The organism is Dehalococcoidia bacterium (assembly GCA_035310145.1).
In the GTDB taxonomy this organism is placed as follows: Bacteria; Chloroflexota; Dehalococcoidia; order CAUJGQ01; family CAUJGQ01; genus CALFMN01.
In genome coordinates this window covers 23545-38387 of the sequence record DATGEL010000008.1, presented here as the reverse complement: position 1 = coordinate 38387, position 14843 = coordinate 23545, and the positions used below count along the sequence as shown (strand labels likewise).

Genomic DNA, 14843 nt, shown 5'->3' with positions numbered 1-14843 from the left:
TGGCAAGCCGCAGAAGCGCTACGACTCGGCCCGCGGCCGCGCCGCCGTGGACACGATGCGCTACACCGAGCCGGAGGTGCGGCGCGTGCTGCAAACCGGCTTCGAGCTGGCGCGGCAGCGGCGCAGGAAGCTGACCAGCGTGGACAAGGCGAACATCCTCGACAACTCGCGCATGTGGCGCGAGATCGCCGTGGAGATGGGCAAGGAGAATCCGGACATCGAGCTGGAGCACCTGCTCGTGGACTCCGCCGCCATGCACCTGATCCGCCGCCCGGCCAGCTTCGACGTGATCGTGACCGAGAACACCTTCGGCGACATTCTCACCGACGAAGCCTCGATGCTGGCCGGCTCGATGGGCATGCTGCCTTCAGCAAGCCTCGGCAAGACGAAGAAGGACGGCACCGGCCAGGGTCTTTACGAGCCGATCCACGGAACCGCGCCGGACATCGCCGGCCAGGGCAAGGCGAACCCGCTGGCGATGATCCTGAGCACGGCGATGATGCTGCGCCTCTCCTTCGGCCTGGGCGCCGAGGCAGACGCGGTGGAAGCCGCGGTAGACAAGGCGCTGGAACAGGGTCTGCGCACACCTGACATCGCGCAGGAAGGCACAAAGCTGGTGAAGACAACGGCGCTGGGCGACGCCGTGGCCGCGGCCGTGAAGGGGTGATACCGGGCCCTCACTCCCGGCCCCTCTCCCAATCCTGGGAGAGGGGAGATCGCTTTGCCGGCTGGGACCACCCCGGTGTCGGCTGCGCGCTTGAACCTCTCCCAATCCCGGGAGAGGGGAGCTTGAGACCGATGGGTTGAGAGGCTGAAGGCGCGACATACTGTGACTCGCTAACCCGGCGCCGTTCGAGCCAGCAACACTGGATCGCCCCTTCTCCCATCGTGCAACGAATGGGAGAAGGGGAGGGAGATGAGGGCCAACACGATGCGCCGTACCGCGGCCGGCCTGCCGGAGGAGATAGCAACCGCCCGAGCGCAGCCTCGGGCGGGGGTGATTGGCGACGCGTAGCCCGCCCGCGTCATCAGTCATCCGTTCACGTCCGGCGCCGCGCCGGCATCGCAGGAAAGGCGCTTCATGTCCAGCAAGCCCCAGCTCTACGACTCCACGCTGCGCGACGGCTCGCAGATGGAGGGCATCTCGTTTTCTGTCGAGGAGAAGCTGCTCGTCGCGCAGAAGCTCGACGAGCTCGGCGTCGACTTCATCGAGGGCGGTTTCCCGGGCTCTAACCCGAGGGACGCCGAGTTCTTTGTGCGCGTGCCCGACCTCAAGCTCAGGCGCGCGCGCATCGTCGCCTTCGGCGGCACGCGCCGCGCCGGTCTGCGCTGCGAGGACGACCCCAACATCCAGTCAATAGTGCGCGCCGAAACGCAGGCCGTCTGCTTCGTGGGCAAGGCCTCGGCGAAGCAGGTGCGCGAGATCCTGGAGACAACGCCCGAAGAGAACCTGGCGATGATCGCCGACTCGGTCGCCTACATGCGCTCGCTCGGCAAGCAGGTCTTCTTCGACGCCGAGCACTTCTTCGACGGCTACTTCAACGACCCGAAATACGCCCTGCAGGTGCTGCGCACCGCGGTGCGCGCCGGCGCCGAGGTGGCCGTGCTCTGTGACACCAACGGCGGCATGATCACGCCGCAGCTCTTGCAGGCGCTGGAGGCGGTGCAGCGCACGGGCGTGCCCTTCGGCATTCACGTACACGACGACGCGGGCCTCGCCGTCGCCAACACGCTGGCGGCGTATCAGGCCGGCGCGGTGCAGTTGCAGGGCTGCGTCAACGGCTATGGCGAACGCTGCGGCAACGCCAACCTGATGTCGATCATCGCCAATCTGAAGCTGAAAATGGGCGTCGACTGCGTGGCAGACGAGCAGCTTGCGCGGCTCACCGAAGTCTCGACCTACATCGGCGAGCTGGCGAACGTGGTGCCGAATCCGCAGGCGCCGTACGTCGGCCAGAGCGCCTTCGCGCACAAGGCCGGCTACCACGTCGCCGCGATCGTCAAGGACGTGAGCTCGTATCAGCACATCGATCCGAGCAGCGTCGGCAACGGCAAGCGTGTGCTCGTCTCCGAGCTTTCGGGGCAGCGCAACATCATCGCCAAGCTCGAGGAGCAGGGCTGGTACGTGCCGCTCAGCAGCGCCGAGACGCGGCGCCTGTTGCAGCAGGTCAAGACGATGGAGAGCCGCGGCTACCAGTACGAGGCGGCCGAGGCCTCGTTCGAGCTGCTGGTGCGCCGCTCGCAGCCCGACTACGCCGCGCCGTTTGAGCTGGAAGACTTCATGATCGTCGAGCGCCGCCGGCATAAGGCGGACCGCGACGGCGACGGCAGTGAGATGCTGGCCGAGGCGATGGCCAAGATCCGCGTGGGCGAAGAGATCCGGCACACCGCCGCCGAGGGCAACGGCCCGGTCAACGCGCTCGATGCCGCGGTGCGCAAGGCGCTGGCCGACTTCTATCCTGAGATCGGTCGCGTGCACCTGCTCGACTACAAGGTCCGCATCCTGGACGGCAACACGGGCACGGCGGCCTCGACGCGCGTGCTGATCGAGTCCAGCGACGGCGAGGAGATCTGGCGCACGGTCGGCTGTTCGACGGACATCATCGAGGCGTCATGGCTGGCGCTGGCCGATTCGCTGGAGTACTGGCTGCTGCTGCACGCGCGCCGGAACGGTGGGACCAGCACTACCGCGACGCCGGCACGGCGCCACTGACCCCGCCCGCCTTACTCCGGCCGCGGGCGCAATCCGGCCGGGCACAAGATCGTGTGCGAGGCCTTGACGGCGGCCACGATCGCGTTGTCGACCTCATCGTCGGGCGCGTCCGGGCGCAGCGGCAGCAGCACGTCGCAGGCGAGGCGCTGGGCGACGCCGGACGGGTGCGCCCGCCGCTGCCGCGCCTCAAGATTCTCGACGTCGATCAGCTTGACGAATTCGGCCGCCAACTCCTCGGACTCGGCACAAAAACCGACTCGGCAGCGGTCGATATCGAGCACCGGCTCCAGGTGCGCCACCAGCTCGACGCCCAATGCCACGCGCCAGCCGGCGGTCTGCCAGGCCGCGACGGTCTCGTCGGACGGAGACGGACCCGCGTCCCAGAAAGCGAGCAGCTCGCCGCGGACGGGCAGACCGCCCGTGCCGACCGGTTCTCAGAACTCCTGCCAGCGCGCCGCCCACTTCTGATAGAGCGCTTCGGCGCCGGCGCGCCCGGGCGCGCCGGCGCTGTCCACGGCGAGCTTCGTCGCGAAGGCCGGAGCGAACTCGGCTTTGAAGGTCGGCGGCTTCGGCGGCGCTGCAACGGCCACGGGCACGTCGTTCACCGGTGCGCCGCGCGCGGTCAGACGCTTGAGCCAGTCAGGCATGCTGCGCTCCGTCTCAGTGCATGTGGCCGCCCGGTCCATGGGAATGACCGTGGCCGTGCGAGTGACCGGGCATCGCCGGTGGCTCCGCGCCCAGGTCCGCGTCGCCGGCGCCTTCCTCGGCGCCGGTCACGCGTGAAAGGCGCGAGACGAGCGGGCCTGCCGGACGGCCGCAGGCGGGACATGGCACGGGCTGGCCGGCGGCGCTCATCGGCCGTAGCTTCTCGAAGCGGTCACCGCAGTGTTCGCAGGCGTACTCATAGATCGGCATGGCATCCTTACCGCCGCGTGGGGCTGGAAACCCCGTGATCGGCGTCAGTGTATCAGCGCCGCGGCGGTCACCGGCAATCGGGAGATCCCCGGACAGAGGTGGTGGCCCGAAGCAAGCGCCGCGCGCGACACTACATGGGGAAAGCAAGCCGTGAGCCGGCGGATGGGCAGCGATGCGCATCATCCTTCATGCCGCGGAGTCTCAACGTAGCTTCGACACGGGACTCGGCCGCTTCACCGACGAGGAGGCGATCCCCTGCTTCCGTTGCGGCGTCTGCTGCCGGCGCTGGCAGCCGCTGATCGGCCGCGATGAGGCGGAGCGGCTGGCGAGCTTCCTCGGCCTGCCGTTGCAAGCGTTCCTCGCGGGCTATGCCCGCCCGTATCCGTTGGCTGAGGAGCGCTACCAGCTGTTGGAGCGCGAGGGCGGCTGCACCTTCCTCCGCGAAGAGGACGGCCGCGCGGGCTGCGCCGTGCACGAGGCCCGGCCGCAGGCTTGCCGCGATTGGGACGCCAGCCTTTCGCGGCGCGAATGCCTCGATGGACTGCGGAAGCTGGGCGATGGGCGCGACCCTGTCGCCGTGCTGCCGTTGTTCGACGGCCCCGAGGCGCCAGCGTTCGTGCGGCACCTGCGCCGCTTGCGCCGGCTGCCGCCAACGGAATGATCGGTCATGTTCAACGTCTGCCCCGGCTGCGGCGTGTACGACGCCGAGCGCGACGTACCGCCGGGGCGGGCCGTGGCGATCTGCCGGCGCTGCGGCCATGTGCAGCCGTTCAAGCGGTTGCCGCTTTTCTTACTCACCGGCGCCAGCGGCGCGGGCAAGTCGTCTGTGGGCCTGCTGCTGCCGCCGCTGCTGCCCGAATGCGTGGTGCTCGATGCCGACGTGCTCTGGGGACCCGAGTTCGACACGCCGGCGGACGGCTATCGTTCCTTTCGCGAGTTGTGGCTACGCCTGGCGATGAACATGCATCAGAGCGGTCGCTCGCTGGTGCTCCTGGGCTCGCTGGCGCCCGAGCAGGTCGAGCGCTGCGTGCAGCGGCGTTATCTCGCGACGATTCACTACCTGGCGCTGGTCTGCACGCCGCAGGCGCTGATGGCAAGGCTTAAGGCTCGCCCGGCCTGGCGCCGCTCGTCGGAGCCGGCAACGCTTTCGCGGATGCTGGCCTTCAACCAGTGGCTGCTTGAGCACGCCGCCGCAAGCGATCCGCCCATCGCGTTGCTCGACACCACGCGGGCCACGCCGGCGGAGACCGCGGCCGCCGTCGCGATGTGGGTACGGTCGCGGCTCGGCTGGGCAGACGCGGGATTGGCCGAGCGACGCTGACGAGGGGGAGCAGCGCCGCACGGAACAAAGGCCGGCCGCAGCGTTCGCCGATCCGCCAACCAGGCTAGAACTGGCAGCGCAAGCTTATGAAGCCCCGAGTGGGCGCCAGGGGATGAGGCAACCCGCTACACCGGCTCGGCGCGCGATTCGTGGGTCGGATCCTGGTTGAAGCGGGCCGCGCGTTTCTCGCGGAAGGCAGCGCCGCCCTCGCGTGCGTCGGGATGATGGTCCGTGATCGCCGTCTTGCTGGCGATCTCGTCCAGGGCGTGCACGAAGTCCAGCTCGGCGGCGTTGTAGACCGAGCGCTTGAGCAGCCGCATCGCCACCTGCGGGCCGTTGGCCAGCTCGGTCGCCAGCGCACGCGCCCGCGGCGCCAGTTGCTCGCCCGGCACGACCTCGTGCACCAGGCCGAGTTGCAGCGCCTCCGCTGCGCCGACGATGCGGCTGCGCAGCAGGAAGTCCAGCGTGCGTGCCACACCGATGTGCTGTACGAGCAGCCACTGGCCGCCCTCGTCCGGCAGCAGGCCGAAACGCAGCGTGGCGCTGCCCAGCCGCGCCTCTTCCGCGGCAAGGCGGAAGTCGCAGGCCAGTGCCAGCGAGAGGCCGGTTTGAATCGCGACGCCGTTGATCGCCGCGACCGTCGGCTTGTCCAGGTTGCGCACGGCCAGGTTCAGCGACTGCGAGAGCATGCGCAGCCCCTCGTACGTTCCGATCGGGTTGCCGTGGCCGTGGCCGATCGGCTGCATGGCCGGCGTAACACCATCCGGCACGCGCATATGCCGGCCGCTGATGTCGTCGCCGGCGCAGAATGCGCGGCCGCTGCCGGTGATCACGAGCACGCGCACGTCCTGGTCCATTTGCGCCTGCTGCACGAACTCGACCAACTCGCGCTTGATCAACTGATTGAGGCCGTTAAGCCGCTCCGGCGTGTTGAACGTCAGCGTGGCGATGCCCGCATCGCTCAGCTCGACGTTGAAGCCCACGTAGTCGCCGCTGCGCATGGTCCCACCTTCCTGCGTGCGGGGTGTGAAAGAAACTCATTTGACGGCGGGGGCGCGGCGTTGCCGCCGGCGACAAAGCCCCGCTATTCTACGGGCGGCCGCGCCGAGTGCGTCAAGCAGTCGGCGCGACGGAAGGCGGCGCCGCGGCGATGCCAGAAGTGTTCGACCTGATCCTGCGCGGCGGCGAGGTGATCGACCCGATCGCGCGGCGCACGTTCGCCGCCGATGTGGCCATCCGCGGCGGTCGCGTGGCCGCCGTGCAGGAACGGCTGCCCGGCGCCGCCGCGCAGGAGATCGACGTCGGCGGCCTGATCACGGGCCCCGGCTGGATCGATACGCACACCCACGTCTTCAATCTGTTCAAGCCGAGCTGCCTGGACGCGGACAGCATCGGCGTCGAGCAGGGCGTGGTGGCCGTGCTTGATGCAGGTTCCTTCGGCGCGGCGAACGCGGCAGCCTTTTACGAGTACGTGGTGAAGCCGGCGAAGACGCTGGTCTTCGGCCTGCTGCACATCTCCCGCCATGGCAACATGCACATGCCCGGCGAGTCGGAGATCGTGGGCTGGCTCAACGTCGACGACGCCGTGAAGACGATCGACGCCAACCGTGGCTGGATCAAGGGCATGAAGGTACGGGCCAGCGCCAGCGCGGTCGGGGCGCTGGGCATCATGCCGGTGGTGCTGGCGAAGAAGGCTGCCGCGGAAGCGGGCGTGCCGCTGATGGCGCACGTGGGCAACGCGCCGCCGACGCTGGACGAGGTCTGCCGCCTGTTCGAGGCCGGCGACGTGATCACGCACTGCTTCCACGGCAAGGCGGGCGGGCCGCTTGATCGCGTCGGCAACGCGCCAATCGCCGCCGTTCGCGCGGCGATCGATCGGGGCGTCGTTCTCGACGTTGGCCACGGTTCCGGCTCATTCTCGCACGACGTGGCCAGGCATTGGCTCGCACAGCGCCTGCCGCTTGGGCATGTCAGCACCGACCTGCATCGCGGCAACAGCGATGGTCCCGTCTACAGCCTTGCCCTGACGATGAGCAAGCTGCTGAACCTGGCGCAGAGTGTCGGCAACGAGAGCATGGACCTCTTCGGCATCGTTGCTGCCGCAAGCCTGGCGCCGGCGAAGACGTTCGGCCTCGACGACCTGATCACCCGCGTGTCGCCCAGCGCCCCGGCCAACCTCACCGTCTTCCAGATCGGGGAGCGTGCCGTGCGCGTGCAGGACAGCTACCGCACTGCGTGGACGATCGACCGGCTAATAGTTCCCCGCTACGCGATCGTAGGCGGCGTCGTGCACGAAGCGACGCGCGGCGCCCACGGCATGCAGCTCGTCCCTGAAGAGCTTGGCTGATGCGGTTGCTCGCGCTGGACGGCGGCGGCAGCAAGACGGTCTGCCTAATCGCGGACGAACTCGGGCGTGTGCGCGGCTGGGGCAGCGGCGGGCCATCAAACCTCAGCTTCGTCTCGCCCGAGGCGGCCGGCGCGGCGATCGGCGGCGCCATCGAGGCAGCGCTGCGCCGCGCGGGTGTTGCGGGCGCGGGCGAACCGGCGGTCGATGTCGCGCTGTGCAGCGGACCGGTGCGCCCGACGTTTCTGGAGGAAGCGGTCAGGCGAGTGGTCCGGTGCGCCGCGTATCGCCTCGCACCGGAGGCCGACGCTTGCCTCGCCAGCGCCGGCGCAGAGTTCGGCGCGCTGGTGCTGGCCGGCACCGGCAGCTTCGAGTACGCCCGCGGGCACGATGGCCGCGCGCACCGCTGCGACGGCTGGGGAACGCTGTTTGGCGACGAGGGCAGCGCCTACGACATCGCCCGCCGCGCCCTGATCGCTGTCGCCCGCGCCGAGGACGGCCGCGGGCCGCAAACCGCGCTGCGCGAAGCGGTGCTCGCGCACTTCGGCGTGGATTCGTTCCGCGCCGTGAGCCGCCGCATCTACGAAGAAAACCTGCCACGCGAGCAGATCGCCCGCCTCGCGCCGTTGGTCGCCCCCTTGGCCGACGTGGACGAGGCCGCCCGCGCGCTGCTGCGCGACGCCGCCGAGGCGCTGGCACGCGGCGTGCTGACCTGTCTCGCCGCAACGGGACTCGGCGCCGAGGACTTCACCCTGGCGCTGTGCGGCGGCGCCTTTCGCGCCGGCCGTGCGCTGATCGAGCCGCTGCTGACGGCGGTGCAGGCGGTCGCGCCCGGCGCCCTGCCCGTGCGCCCGCGCTTCGAGCCGGTCTACGGCGCATTGCGTCTCGCCTTCCGTTGCGCCACGCTCGACTGGAACGATGCGCACGAGCGGGCCTTCGCCGATTCCGTTGCTGAATCAGCCCAGGCTGCGGAGCTGGCGGCGCTGGTGTGTGCGGGCTGATCGGCTGGGCGGAAGCGTGACGCAGCGACTGGCAGGAAAGACGGCGATCGTTACGGGCGGCGGCAACGGCATCGGCCGCGCCACGGCGCTGGCGATGGCCGAAGCCGGCGCGCGCGTGGCGATCCTCGATCTGCAGCCCGAGGCCGTGGCGCGGGTGGAAGCAGAGATCCGCGCCGCCGGCGGCGCCTGCGTGGGCGTCGCCGGCGACATCACCGCGCCGGACGTGGTGGAGCGGACGGTCGCGGAAGCGCTCGCGGCCTTCGGCGCCATCGACGTGCTGGTGAACAATGTCGGCGGTGGCGGCGGACAGGCGGATATCCTCGGCCTCTCGCGCGAGAGCTGGAACCGCTGTTTGGAGGTGACGCTCACGTCGGTCTTCGCGATGTCGCGGGCGGTGCTGCCGCACCTGCTCACCCGTGGCAGCGGCAGCATCATCAACATCGGCTCCACGCGCGGTGTCAGCGCCCGTGCCGGCGCCGCGGGCTACGCCACGGCGAAGGCGGGCGTGATTCACCTGACCAAATGCATCGCGCTCGACTACGCCGCGGGCGGCGTACGCTGCAACTGCATTTGCCCGGGCGCCATCGCCACGGAGCGCACCGTGCAGATCGCGGCGGCGCTTGAGGAGCCCGCGGCGTTCGCCGCGATGCTTGACGGCGCGTCGCCGGAGCAAGCGGCCCGCCTCGTTCGCCTGCGCGACGATCCGGCCGCGCGGGCCGCACTGCTCGAGGGCTCGGCGCCGCTGCGCCGCCGCGGCGAGCCGCGGGACGTGGCCCTGGCCGCCGTCTACCTCGCCAGCGACGAGGCACGCTACGTGACCGGCGCCGTCTTGATGGTGGACGGCGGCCGTTCGGCCTGACGCCGCGAAGGAGCGCCGGCGATGGGGCTGCTGGACGACTTGCATGTCTCGCCCGTGATCAATGCCGCCGGCAGGCTGACGGCGCTCGGCGGCAGCGCCCTGGGCGAGGCGGCGATCGCGGCGATGGCCGAAGCGGCGCGAACACATGTCGACCTGGCCGCGCTGCGTCACGCGGCGGGCGCCGAGATCGCGCGGCTCGCCGGCGCCGAGGCCGGGACGGTTACGGCCGGCGCCAGCGCGGGCCTGGTGATGGCCGTGGCGGGCTGCATCGCCGGCACGGACAGCGCCGCCATCGCCCGCCTGCCGCACAGCCGCGGCCTGTCCAACCGCGTGCCGATCCAGCCGGGCCACCTGGTCGACTTCGGCGCCCCGATCGAGCAGATGATCCGTCTCGGCGGTGGCCGGCCGGTCCCGGTGGGCACGGTCAACAACGTGCGGCCGCGCGATCTGGAGGCGGCGATCGAGGCGGGAGGCGTCGCCTGCGCGATGTTCGTGGTCTCGCACCACTGCGCGCAGGTGAACGGGCTGCCGCTCGCGGCCTGGCTGGAGATCTGCCATGCGCGCGACGTGCCGGTGGTCGTCGATGCGGCCGCGGAGGAGGATCTGCGCCGCTACCTCGCCGCCGGCGCCGACCTGGTGGCGTACAGCGGCGGCAAGGCGTTCGAGGGTCCAACCAGCGGCGTGCTGCTCGGGCGAGCGGATCTGGTTGCGGCTGCGGATGCCCAGTTCGCCGGGGTGGCGCGGCCGATGAAGGTGGGCAAGGAGGACATGCTCGGCCTGGTGGCCGCGCTCCGCGAGTATCTGTGTCGCAATATGGCCGAGGAGCGAGAGCGGCAGGCCGGAGTGATCGCCGCCATCCGTGCGCCGGCCGGCGTGCTGCCCGGCATTGAGCTGCGCGTCGTGCCGGACGAAGCCGGCCGGCCGATCGAACGCCTGGCGCTGGTTTGCACGCCGGAACGAGCGCGGTCGCTGGCCGCCGCCCTCGCCGCGGGCACGCCGCCGATCCGCACGCGCAATCACCATCTCGACGAAGGCGTGGTGCTCATCGACCCGCGTGCCGTCTCGGCCGACGAGGCAGAGCTGATCGGCCGGCGGCTGGCGGAGCTGGGCGGGGCGACGGATGCCGCCGGCTGAGACACGACGTTGAATCGAGAAGGAACGAAGCCGGAGCGCAGCGCAACCGCCTGACGCTCTCGATCGGCTGAGGGGGCAGCGCCTGGTATCGTGCAGTGGGTGGAGGCCGGGCGCGCCGGACGGAGGTGAGGGCATGAGCGACAACGATCTGCTGCGCTGGCGGGAGCGCTTCCCCATCCTCAAGACCTCGGTCTACCTGATCAACAATTCGCTCGGCGCCATGCCCGCCAGCGTGCGCGACGGCCTCGCAACCTACGCCGACTTGTGGGAGCACGAGGGCGTCGTCGCCTGGAATAGCTGGCTGCCGCTGGTGCGCGAGACGGGCAACCTGATCGCCGGCCTGATCGGCGCCCCGTCCGGCAGCGTGATCATGCACCAGAACGTGAGCACGCTGGTCAGCGTCGTCGCCTCGTGCTTCGACTACGATGGGCCGCGGCGCAAGGTCGTCTACGCCGACTCCGAGTTTCCGACGATGCACTACTTCTGGGAGCAGCAACGCCGTCTCGGCGCGGAAGTCCAGTACATCGGCACGGATGACCAACTTGTGGTTCCGCTTGAGCGCCTGCTGTCGGCGATCGACGATCACACGCTAATCGTGCCGATCTCGCACGTCGCCTTCCGCAGCAGCGAGCTGATCGACGTGGCCGCGGTGGTGCAGAAGGCGCATCGGCACGGCGCCTCTGTCCTGCTCGACTCGTACCAGGCGACGGGGGCGGTGCCCTTCGACGTGACCGCGCTGGGCGTCGACTTCGTCGTGGGCGGTTCGGTGAAGTGGCTGTGCGGCGGTCCGGGCGCGGGCTATCTCTACGTGCGCCCCGATCTGGTCGAGCGGCTGCGCCCGCGCGAGGCCGGCTGGTTCTCGCACGCGCGGCCCTTCGCCTTTGACATGGGCGAGCTGGAGTATGCGCCGGGGATCGAGCGCTTCATGGGCGGCACCCCGGGCATTCCCGCCCTCTACGCGGCGCGCGAGGGCTATCGGATCGTCAGCGAGGTCGGCGTGGAGCGCATCCGTGCCCGATCGCTACAGCTCACCGCGCGCCTGATCGCCCGCGCCGAGGATCTGGGGCTGACCGTGAACACGCCAACCGTGGACGCGCGGCGCGGCGGCCACGTCACGATCGACTTCCCCAACGCCGAGGCCGTTTCGCAGGAACTGATCCGGCGGCGCTTCATCATCGATTACCGGCCGGGCGCCGGTATCCGCGTGTCGCCGCACTTCTACAACACCGAGGTCGAGTGCGACGCCTTCATGGACGAGTTGACGGCGATCCGCGCCCAGCTCGGCAACTGACGGCCGGCCGCGGCTTTCGGCCCTCACCCCCGTCCCCTCTCCCAATCCTGGGCGAGGGGCGATCGGGCGGTGCTGGCATCGGACCGTGTCGGGTTAGCCGCAGGCTGGTCGGAACGCGCGACGCCGGATCGTCTCCTTCTCCCAGGATTGAGAGAAGGAGAGACGAGAGGATGAGGGCCGACGGCCGTCTACGCCGGCGCCGGCTGTGGGGCCAGCGGCGCCGGCGCCGCAATCCCGAGTTCTGCCGCAAGGTCGACAAGCGTCCTCACGACCGATTCGTGCAGCGGGATGCCCTGCGCGGTGCGCTCGGCGCGGGCCTCGAACTCGCGCTGGCCAGGAAGCAACACACGCTCGGCGCCCGGCGCAGGCTCTGCCGTACGAAACGTGCGCTGCATCTCGTCGACCATCGCCTTGAACTCGGCCGGGTCGCGGAAGGCATCCACGCGCCAGGCGCCGAAGAAGTGGCCCGCGGCCGAGGCGCCGCGTTCGAGAATTATGCTGAAGCCGGCGCCCGAGAGCACGCCGCAGAAGAGGTCGACCACCTGGCCCAGCGCGTAGCCCTTGTACGAGCTGGTCGCCCCGTCCGAGCCGAGCGGCGTCAGGCCGCCGCCGCGCCGCACGCGGGCAATGTCAACGGTGCTCTGCGCGTTCTCGTCCAGCGCCCAGCCCGCCGGAATCGGCTTGCCCTCGCGCTCGGCGATCTCGAGCTTGCCCATCGCCACGGCGGTCGTCGCCAGGTCGCAGAGGAAGGGCTGCTCACTTCCCGCCGGCGCGGCCACGGCGATCGGGTTGGTCCCGATCATCTTGCTCTTCGCGTTCGTCGGCACCATCCACGGCGCGGCGTTGGTCATCGCCATGCCGATCATGTCCTCATGCGTAGCCATCAGCGCATAGTAGCCGGCGGCGCCGAAGTGGCGGCTGTTGCGCACCGTGACCATACCGCACCCGGCCATCCGCGCTTTCTCCATCGCCAGGCGCATGGCGAAGTGGCCTACGGTCAGGCCGAAGCCGCGGTCGCCGTCGAGCAGGGCGGTCGCTGCCGTCTCACGTTCGGCGCGGATCCGCGGCCGCGGGTTGACCAGGCCGGCCTTGATGCCCGGCGCGTAGCCGCGGTGCGCGTTCAGATGCGCGATGCCGTGGGAGTCGATCCCCATCAGGTCGGCGTCGACGAGGATCTCGGCGCCGCGCCGCGCGTCCTCCTCGCTCAGACCCACGCGGGCCAGCACCGCGGCCGTGAAGTCGATCAGCGTCTGCGCGCTGAACCGGGTGGTCGTACCCATCTGCCCTGCTCCCGCGCCTGCCGTTTGCGCCGTGCAGGCGAACCGAGCCTACATCCGCCTTTGGAAGAGCGCATCGAGCGCTTCCACGCTGAACTCGGGCGAGCGGCAGAGGTCGATGATCGGCCGCTCGAACGCCTCGATGCGGCGCACTGCCTCCGGAATTTGTCCGGCGATCTCGTGCGGGACCAGCATCACACCGTGCTTGTCGCCGTGCAGCAGGTCGCCGGGATGGACCGTGAGGCCGCCAACCGTGACCGGCTTGCCCACGCTGGTGAGATGCACGTTAGCGTGTGAGACGATCACCTCGCGGGCGAACATCTGCATGCCCATCGCCTCAAGCTCGTCGATGTCGCGGATGCCGCCGTCGGTGACGACGGCCACGGCGCCCAGCGCCTTGTGCACGCTGCCGTTGACCTCGCCCCAGAGCGAGCCCACCGCCGGCGGCTCGTCCTCGTCCTGCACGACGATGATGCGTGGGGCGGGTACGGAGAGGATGTGCTGCCACATCTCGCCGCGGCCGGCGCGACGGTCGCCGGGCGGGCTGGCCGCCTTCATCGTCGCCGTGCAGGCATAACCGACGACCGTTGGCAAGGCCGGAAAGATGCAGCGAATCGCGCCGCTGGCGAAGCCGGCCTCGCGCGGCCGCAGATTGAACAGCTCGATCGCGTTGGCAATCGTGGGCGTGGTGATGCCGGCCAACTCGCGCAGCAGCTCCGGCGGGTGCTCGACGGCCATGCAGGGCTCCCTCATCGCGAAACGGCTCCGGACTCGATGTAAGGCGCGCGCCGGCACGAATGTCAAGCAAGCCGCGTCGCGCGTGGTCATGCCGAAGGCGCGGAACGGCGCCGCACCGGACTCAGGTAGGTCGCCAGCGCCTCGGGCAGCGGCGTGAGGCGCAGCTCGGGGAAGGCCGCGAGCAGCGGCTCGGTGTCGGCGGTCGCGTCGATCGTCGCGAAGGTCACGCCCTCCGGCGTCAGCGGCAGCGGCAGCGCGTGGATCGCGGCTTTGGGCGACATCAGCGCCTTCGTCAGCCAGACGGGCTGGTGCACGAGCGGCTTCTTCTTTCCCAGCGCCCGCTCGACTTCGCGAATGATCGCGTCCATGCTCAGCACCTGCGGCCCGCCGATCTCAAACGTGCCTTCCGCCGCCCCCCGGCCGTCGACGCTGTCCGCAACGAGGCGCGCCACGTCCTCGACGAACACCGGCTGCAGCCGTTGCTTGCCGTTGCCGATTACCGGCACCACAGGCAGCGGCGAGCGCACAAAGGCGACGTACTTGTTCAGCGCGTGGTCGCCGGGACCGAAGACCCACGAGGGGCGCACGATCAGCGCTTGCAGGCCGCTCTCGCGCACCGCCGTCTCCGCGCCCCACTTCGCCCGGAACCAGACCCGCGGCGCATCGGGCGCCGCCCCCACGCCGCTGATGTACACGTAGCGCGACGCGCCGGCGGCTTTCGCGGCGGCGACCAGGTGCTCCGTGCCGCGGCGGTCGATGTTGTCGAAGGTCAGCCCCTTGCCGCGGTTCTGGTTGGGGAAGTCCTGGAACTGCACGGCGCCGACCACGGTTTCCACGCCCGTCAGGGCGGCGGCCAGGCCAGCCGGCTCGGTGACGTCGCCGCGACGGACTTCGACCGGTTTGCCGCCCAGCGAAATGGTTGACGAACCCCCTCGGCGGCTGAGCACGGCGACCGTATGGCCGCGGGCCACGAGTTGCCGCGCGATCGCGCTGCCGATAAACCCCGTACCACCGGCGATGAGGATCATGGCCTTGCCCTTTCCCGCGTGCCCGGCGCCGCGGCCGTGCAGCCACCCTAGCACTTTGCGAGAGATTTCACAATCTTCCGTCAGCCCCTGATTCCCACTTCTTCTGCTCCGCTACGCGCTTGACGGCGGATCGTACCGACACATACGATCGCGTCAAGGACACGTGCCGAGGCGGGCTGCCGCGCTCGCCTCGCGTTGCTTCCGCGGACCGCCGGGGAAGAC

Annotated in this window: 16 protein-coding genes; 9 read left to right on the top strand and 7 right to left on the bottom strand. The window is 70.2% G+C overall.

Going from position 1 to position 14843, the window contains the following annotated elements; all coding sequences use genetic code 11:
* Both VKV26_01655 and cimA read left to right on the top strand, forming a co-directional pair.
* Positions 1 to 667 (top strand): isocitrate/isopropylmalate family dehydrogenase (locus VKV26_01655; protein ID HLZ68591.1); only part of this gene is annotated, 667 nt, incomplete at its 5' end.
* 414 nt (positions 668 to 1081) lie between these two features.
* Complete coding sequence (gene cimA, locus VKV26_01650; GenBank protein HLZ68590.1) at positions 1082 to 2713, top strand: citramalate synthase; 1632 nt, start codon at positions 1082 to 1084, stop codon at positions 2711 to 2713.
* Between the two features lie 11 nt (positions 2714 to 2724).
* On the opposite strand, the gene VKV26_01645 is transcribed toward cimA, so the two are convergent.
* From VKV26_01645 to VKV26_01635, 3 genes are all read right to left on the bottom strand, one after another.
* Positions 2725 to 3033 (bottom strand): hypothetical protein, encoded by a 309-nt coding sequence (locus tag VKV26_01645; protein HLZ68589.1) that lies wholly within the window; start codon positions 3031 to 3033, stop codon positions 2725 to 2727.
* A gap of 114 nt (positions 3034 to 3147) precedes the next feature.
* A complete protein-coding gene (locus tag VKV26_01640) occupies positions 3148 to 3360 on the bottom strand; it encodes a hypothetical protein (GenBank protein ID HLZ68588.1) in 213 nt (70 codons plus the stop codon).
* A 13-nt stretch (positions 3361 to 3373) separates the two neighbouring features.
* Positions 3374 to 3628, bottom strand: a complete 255-nt coding sequence (locus VKV26_01635) for a zinc ribbon domain-containing protein (GenBank protein ID HLZ68587.1) — start codon at positions 3626 to 3628, stop codon at positions 3374 to 3376.
* A gap of 172 nt (positions 3629 to 3800) precedes the next feature.
* Between VKV26_01635 and VKV26_01630 the strand changes: the two genes are divergently transcribed.
* Together VKV26_01630 and VKV26_01625 are read left to right on the top strand one after the other, a co-directional pair.
* Entirely contained in the window at positions 3801 to 4289 is a 489-nt protein-coding gene (locus VKV26_01630; protein HLZ68586.1) for a YkgJ family cysteine cluster protein, read from the top strand.
* Positions 4290 to 4295: 6 nt separating this feature from the next.
* Entirely contained in the window at positions 4296 to 4949 is a 654-nt protein-coding gene (locus tag VKV26_01625; GenBank protein ID HLZ68585.1) for a hypothetical protein, read from the top strand.
* Between the two features lie 125 nt (positions 4950 to 5074).
* Here the strand turns inward: VKV26_01625 and VKV26_01620 are convergent, their stop codons facing one another.
* Positions 5075 to 5950 carry an enoyl-CoA hydratase-related protein gene (locus tag VKV26_01620; protein ID HLZ68584.1) on the bottom strand — a complete coding sequence of 292 codons (876 nt, stop codon included), beginning with the start codon at positions 5948 to 5950 and terminating at the stop codon, positions 5075 to 5077.
* Positions 5951 to 6099: 149 nt separating this feature from the next.
* Here VKV26_01620 and VKV26_01615 point away from each other — a divergent pair, with 149 nt between their 5' ends.
* The 5 genes from VKV26_01615 (at position 6100) to VKV26_01595 (ending at position 11578) form a co-directional block, all read left to right on the top strand.
* Positions 6100 to 7296: an amidohydrolase/deacetylase family metallohydrolase gene (locus VKV26_01615; GenBank protein HLZ68583.1), complete on the top strand. Its 1197-nt coding sequence runs from the start codon at positions 6100 to 6102 to the stop codon at positions 7294 to 7296.
* Positions 7296 to 8294, top strand: a complete 999-nt coding sequence (locus VKV26_01610; GenBank protein HLZ68582.1) for a BadF/BadG/BcrA/BcrD ATPase family protein — start codon at positions 7296 to 7298, stop codon at positions 8292 to 8294. The genes VKV26_01615 and VKV26_01610 overlap by 1 nt, the downstream gene beginning before the upstream one ends.
* A 16-nt stretch (positions 8295 to 8310) precedes the next feature.
* Positions 8311 to 9153, top strand: a complete 843-nt coding sequence (locus VKV26_01605; protein HLZ68581.1) for an SDR family oxidoreductase — start codon at positions 8311 to 8313, stop codon at positions 9151 to 9153.
* Between the two features lie 21 nt (positions 9154 to 9174).
* The gene (locus VKV26_01600) at positions 9175 to 10287 is read left to right on the top strand and encodes a SelA-like pyridoxal phosphate-dependent enzyme (GenBank protein HLZ68580.1); all 1113 of its coding nucleotides are present in this window, start codon (positions 9175 to 9177) and stop codon (positions 10285 to 10287) included.
* A 133-nt stretch (positions 10288 to 10420) separates the two neighbouring features.
* Entirely contained in the window at positions 10421 to 11578 is a 1158-nt protein-coding gene (locus VKV26_01595) for an aminotransferase class V-fold PLP-dependent enzyme (GenBank protein ID HLZ68579.1), read from the top strand.
* 188 nt (positions 11579 to 11766) lie between these two features.
* On the opposite strand, the gene VKV26_01590 is transcribed toward VKV26_01595, so the two are convergent.
* From VKV26_01590 to VKV26_01580, 3 genes are all read right to left on the bottom strand, one after another.
* On the bottom strand, positions 11767 to 12858 hold the full coding sequence (locus tag VKV26_01590) for an Ldh family oxidoreductase (protein ID HLZ68578.1): 1092 nt from the start codon (positions 12856 to 12858) through the stop codon (positions 11767 to 11769).
* 48 nt (positions 12859 to 12906) lie between these two features.
* On the bottom strand, positions 12907 to 13593 hold the full coding sequence (locus VKV26_01585; GenBank protein HLZ68577.1) for an RraA family protein: 687 nt from the start codon (positions 13591 to 13593) through the stop codon (positions 12907 to 12909).
* Positions 13594 to 13679: 86 nt separating this feature from the next.
* Positions 13680 to 14621 carry an NAD-dependent epimerase/dehydratase family protein gene (locus VKV26_01580; protein ID HLZ68576.1) on the bottom strand — a complete coding sequence of 314 codons (942 nt, stop codon included), beginning with the start codon at positions 14619 to 14621 and terminating at the stop codon, positions 13680 to 13682.
* Positions 14622 to 14843: the final 222 nt, after the last annotated feature.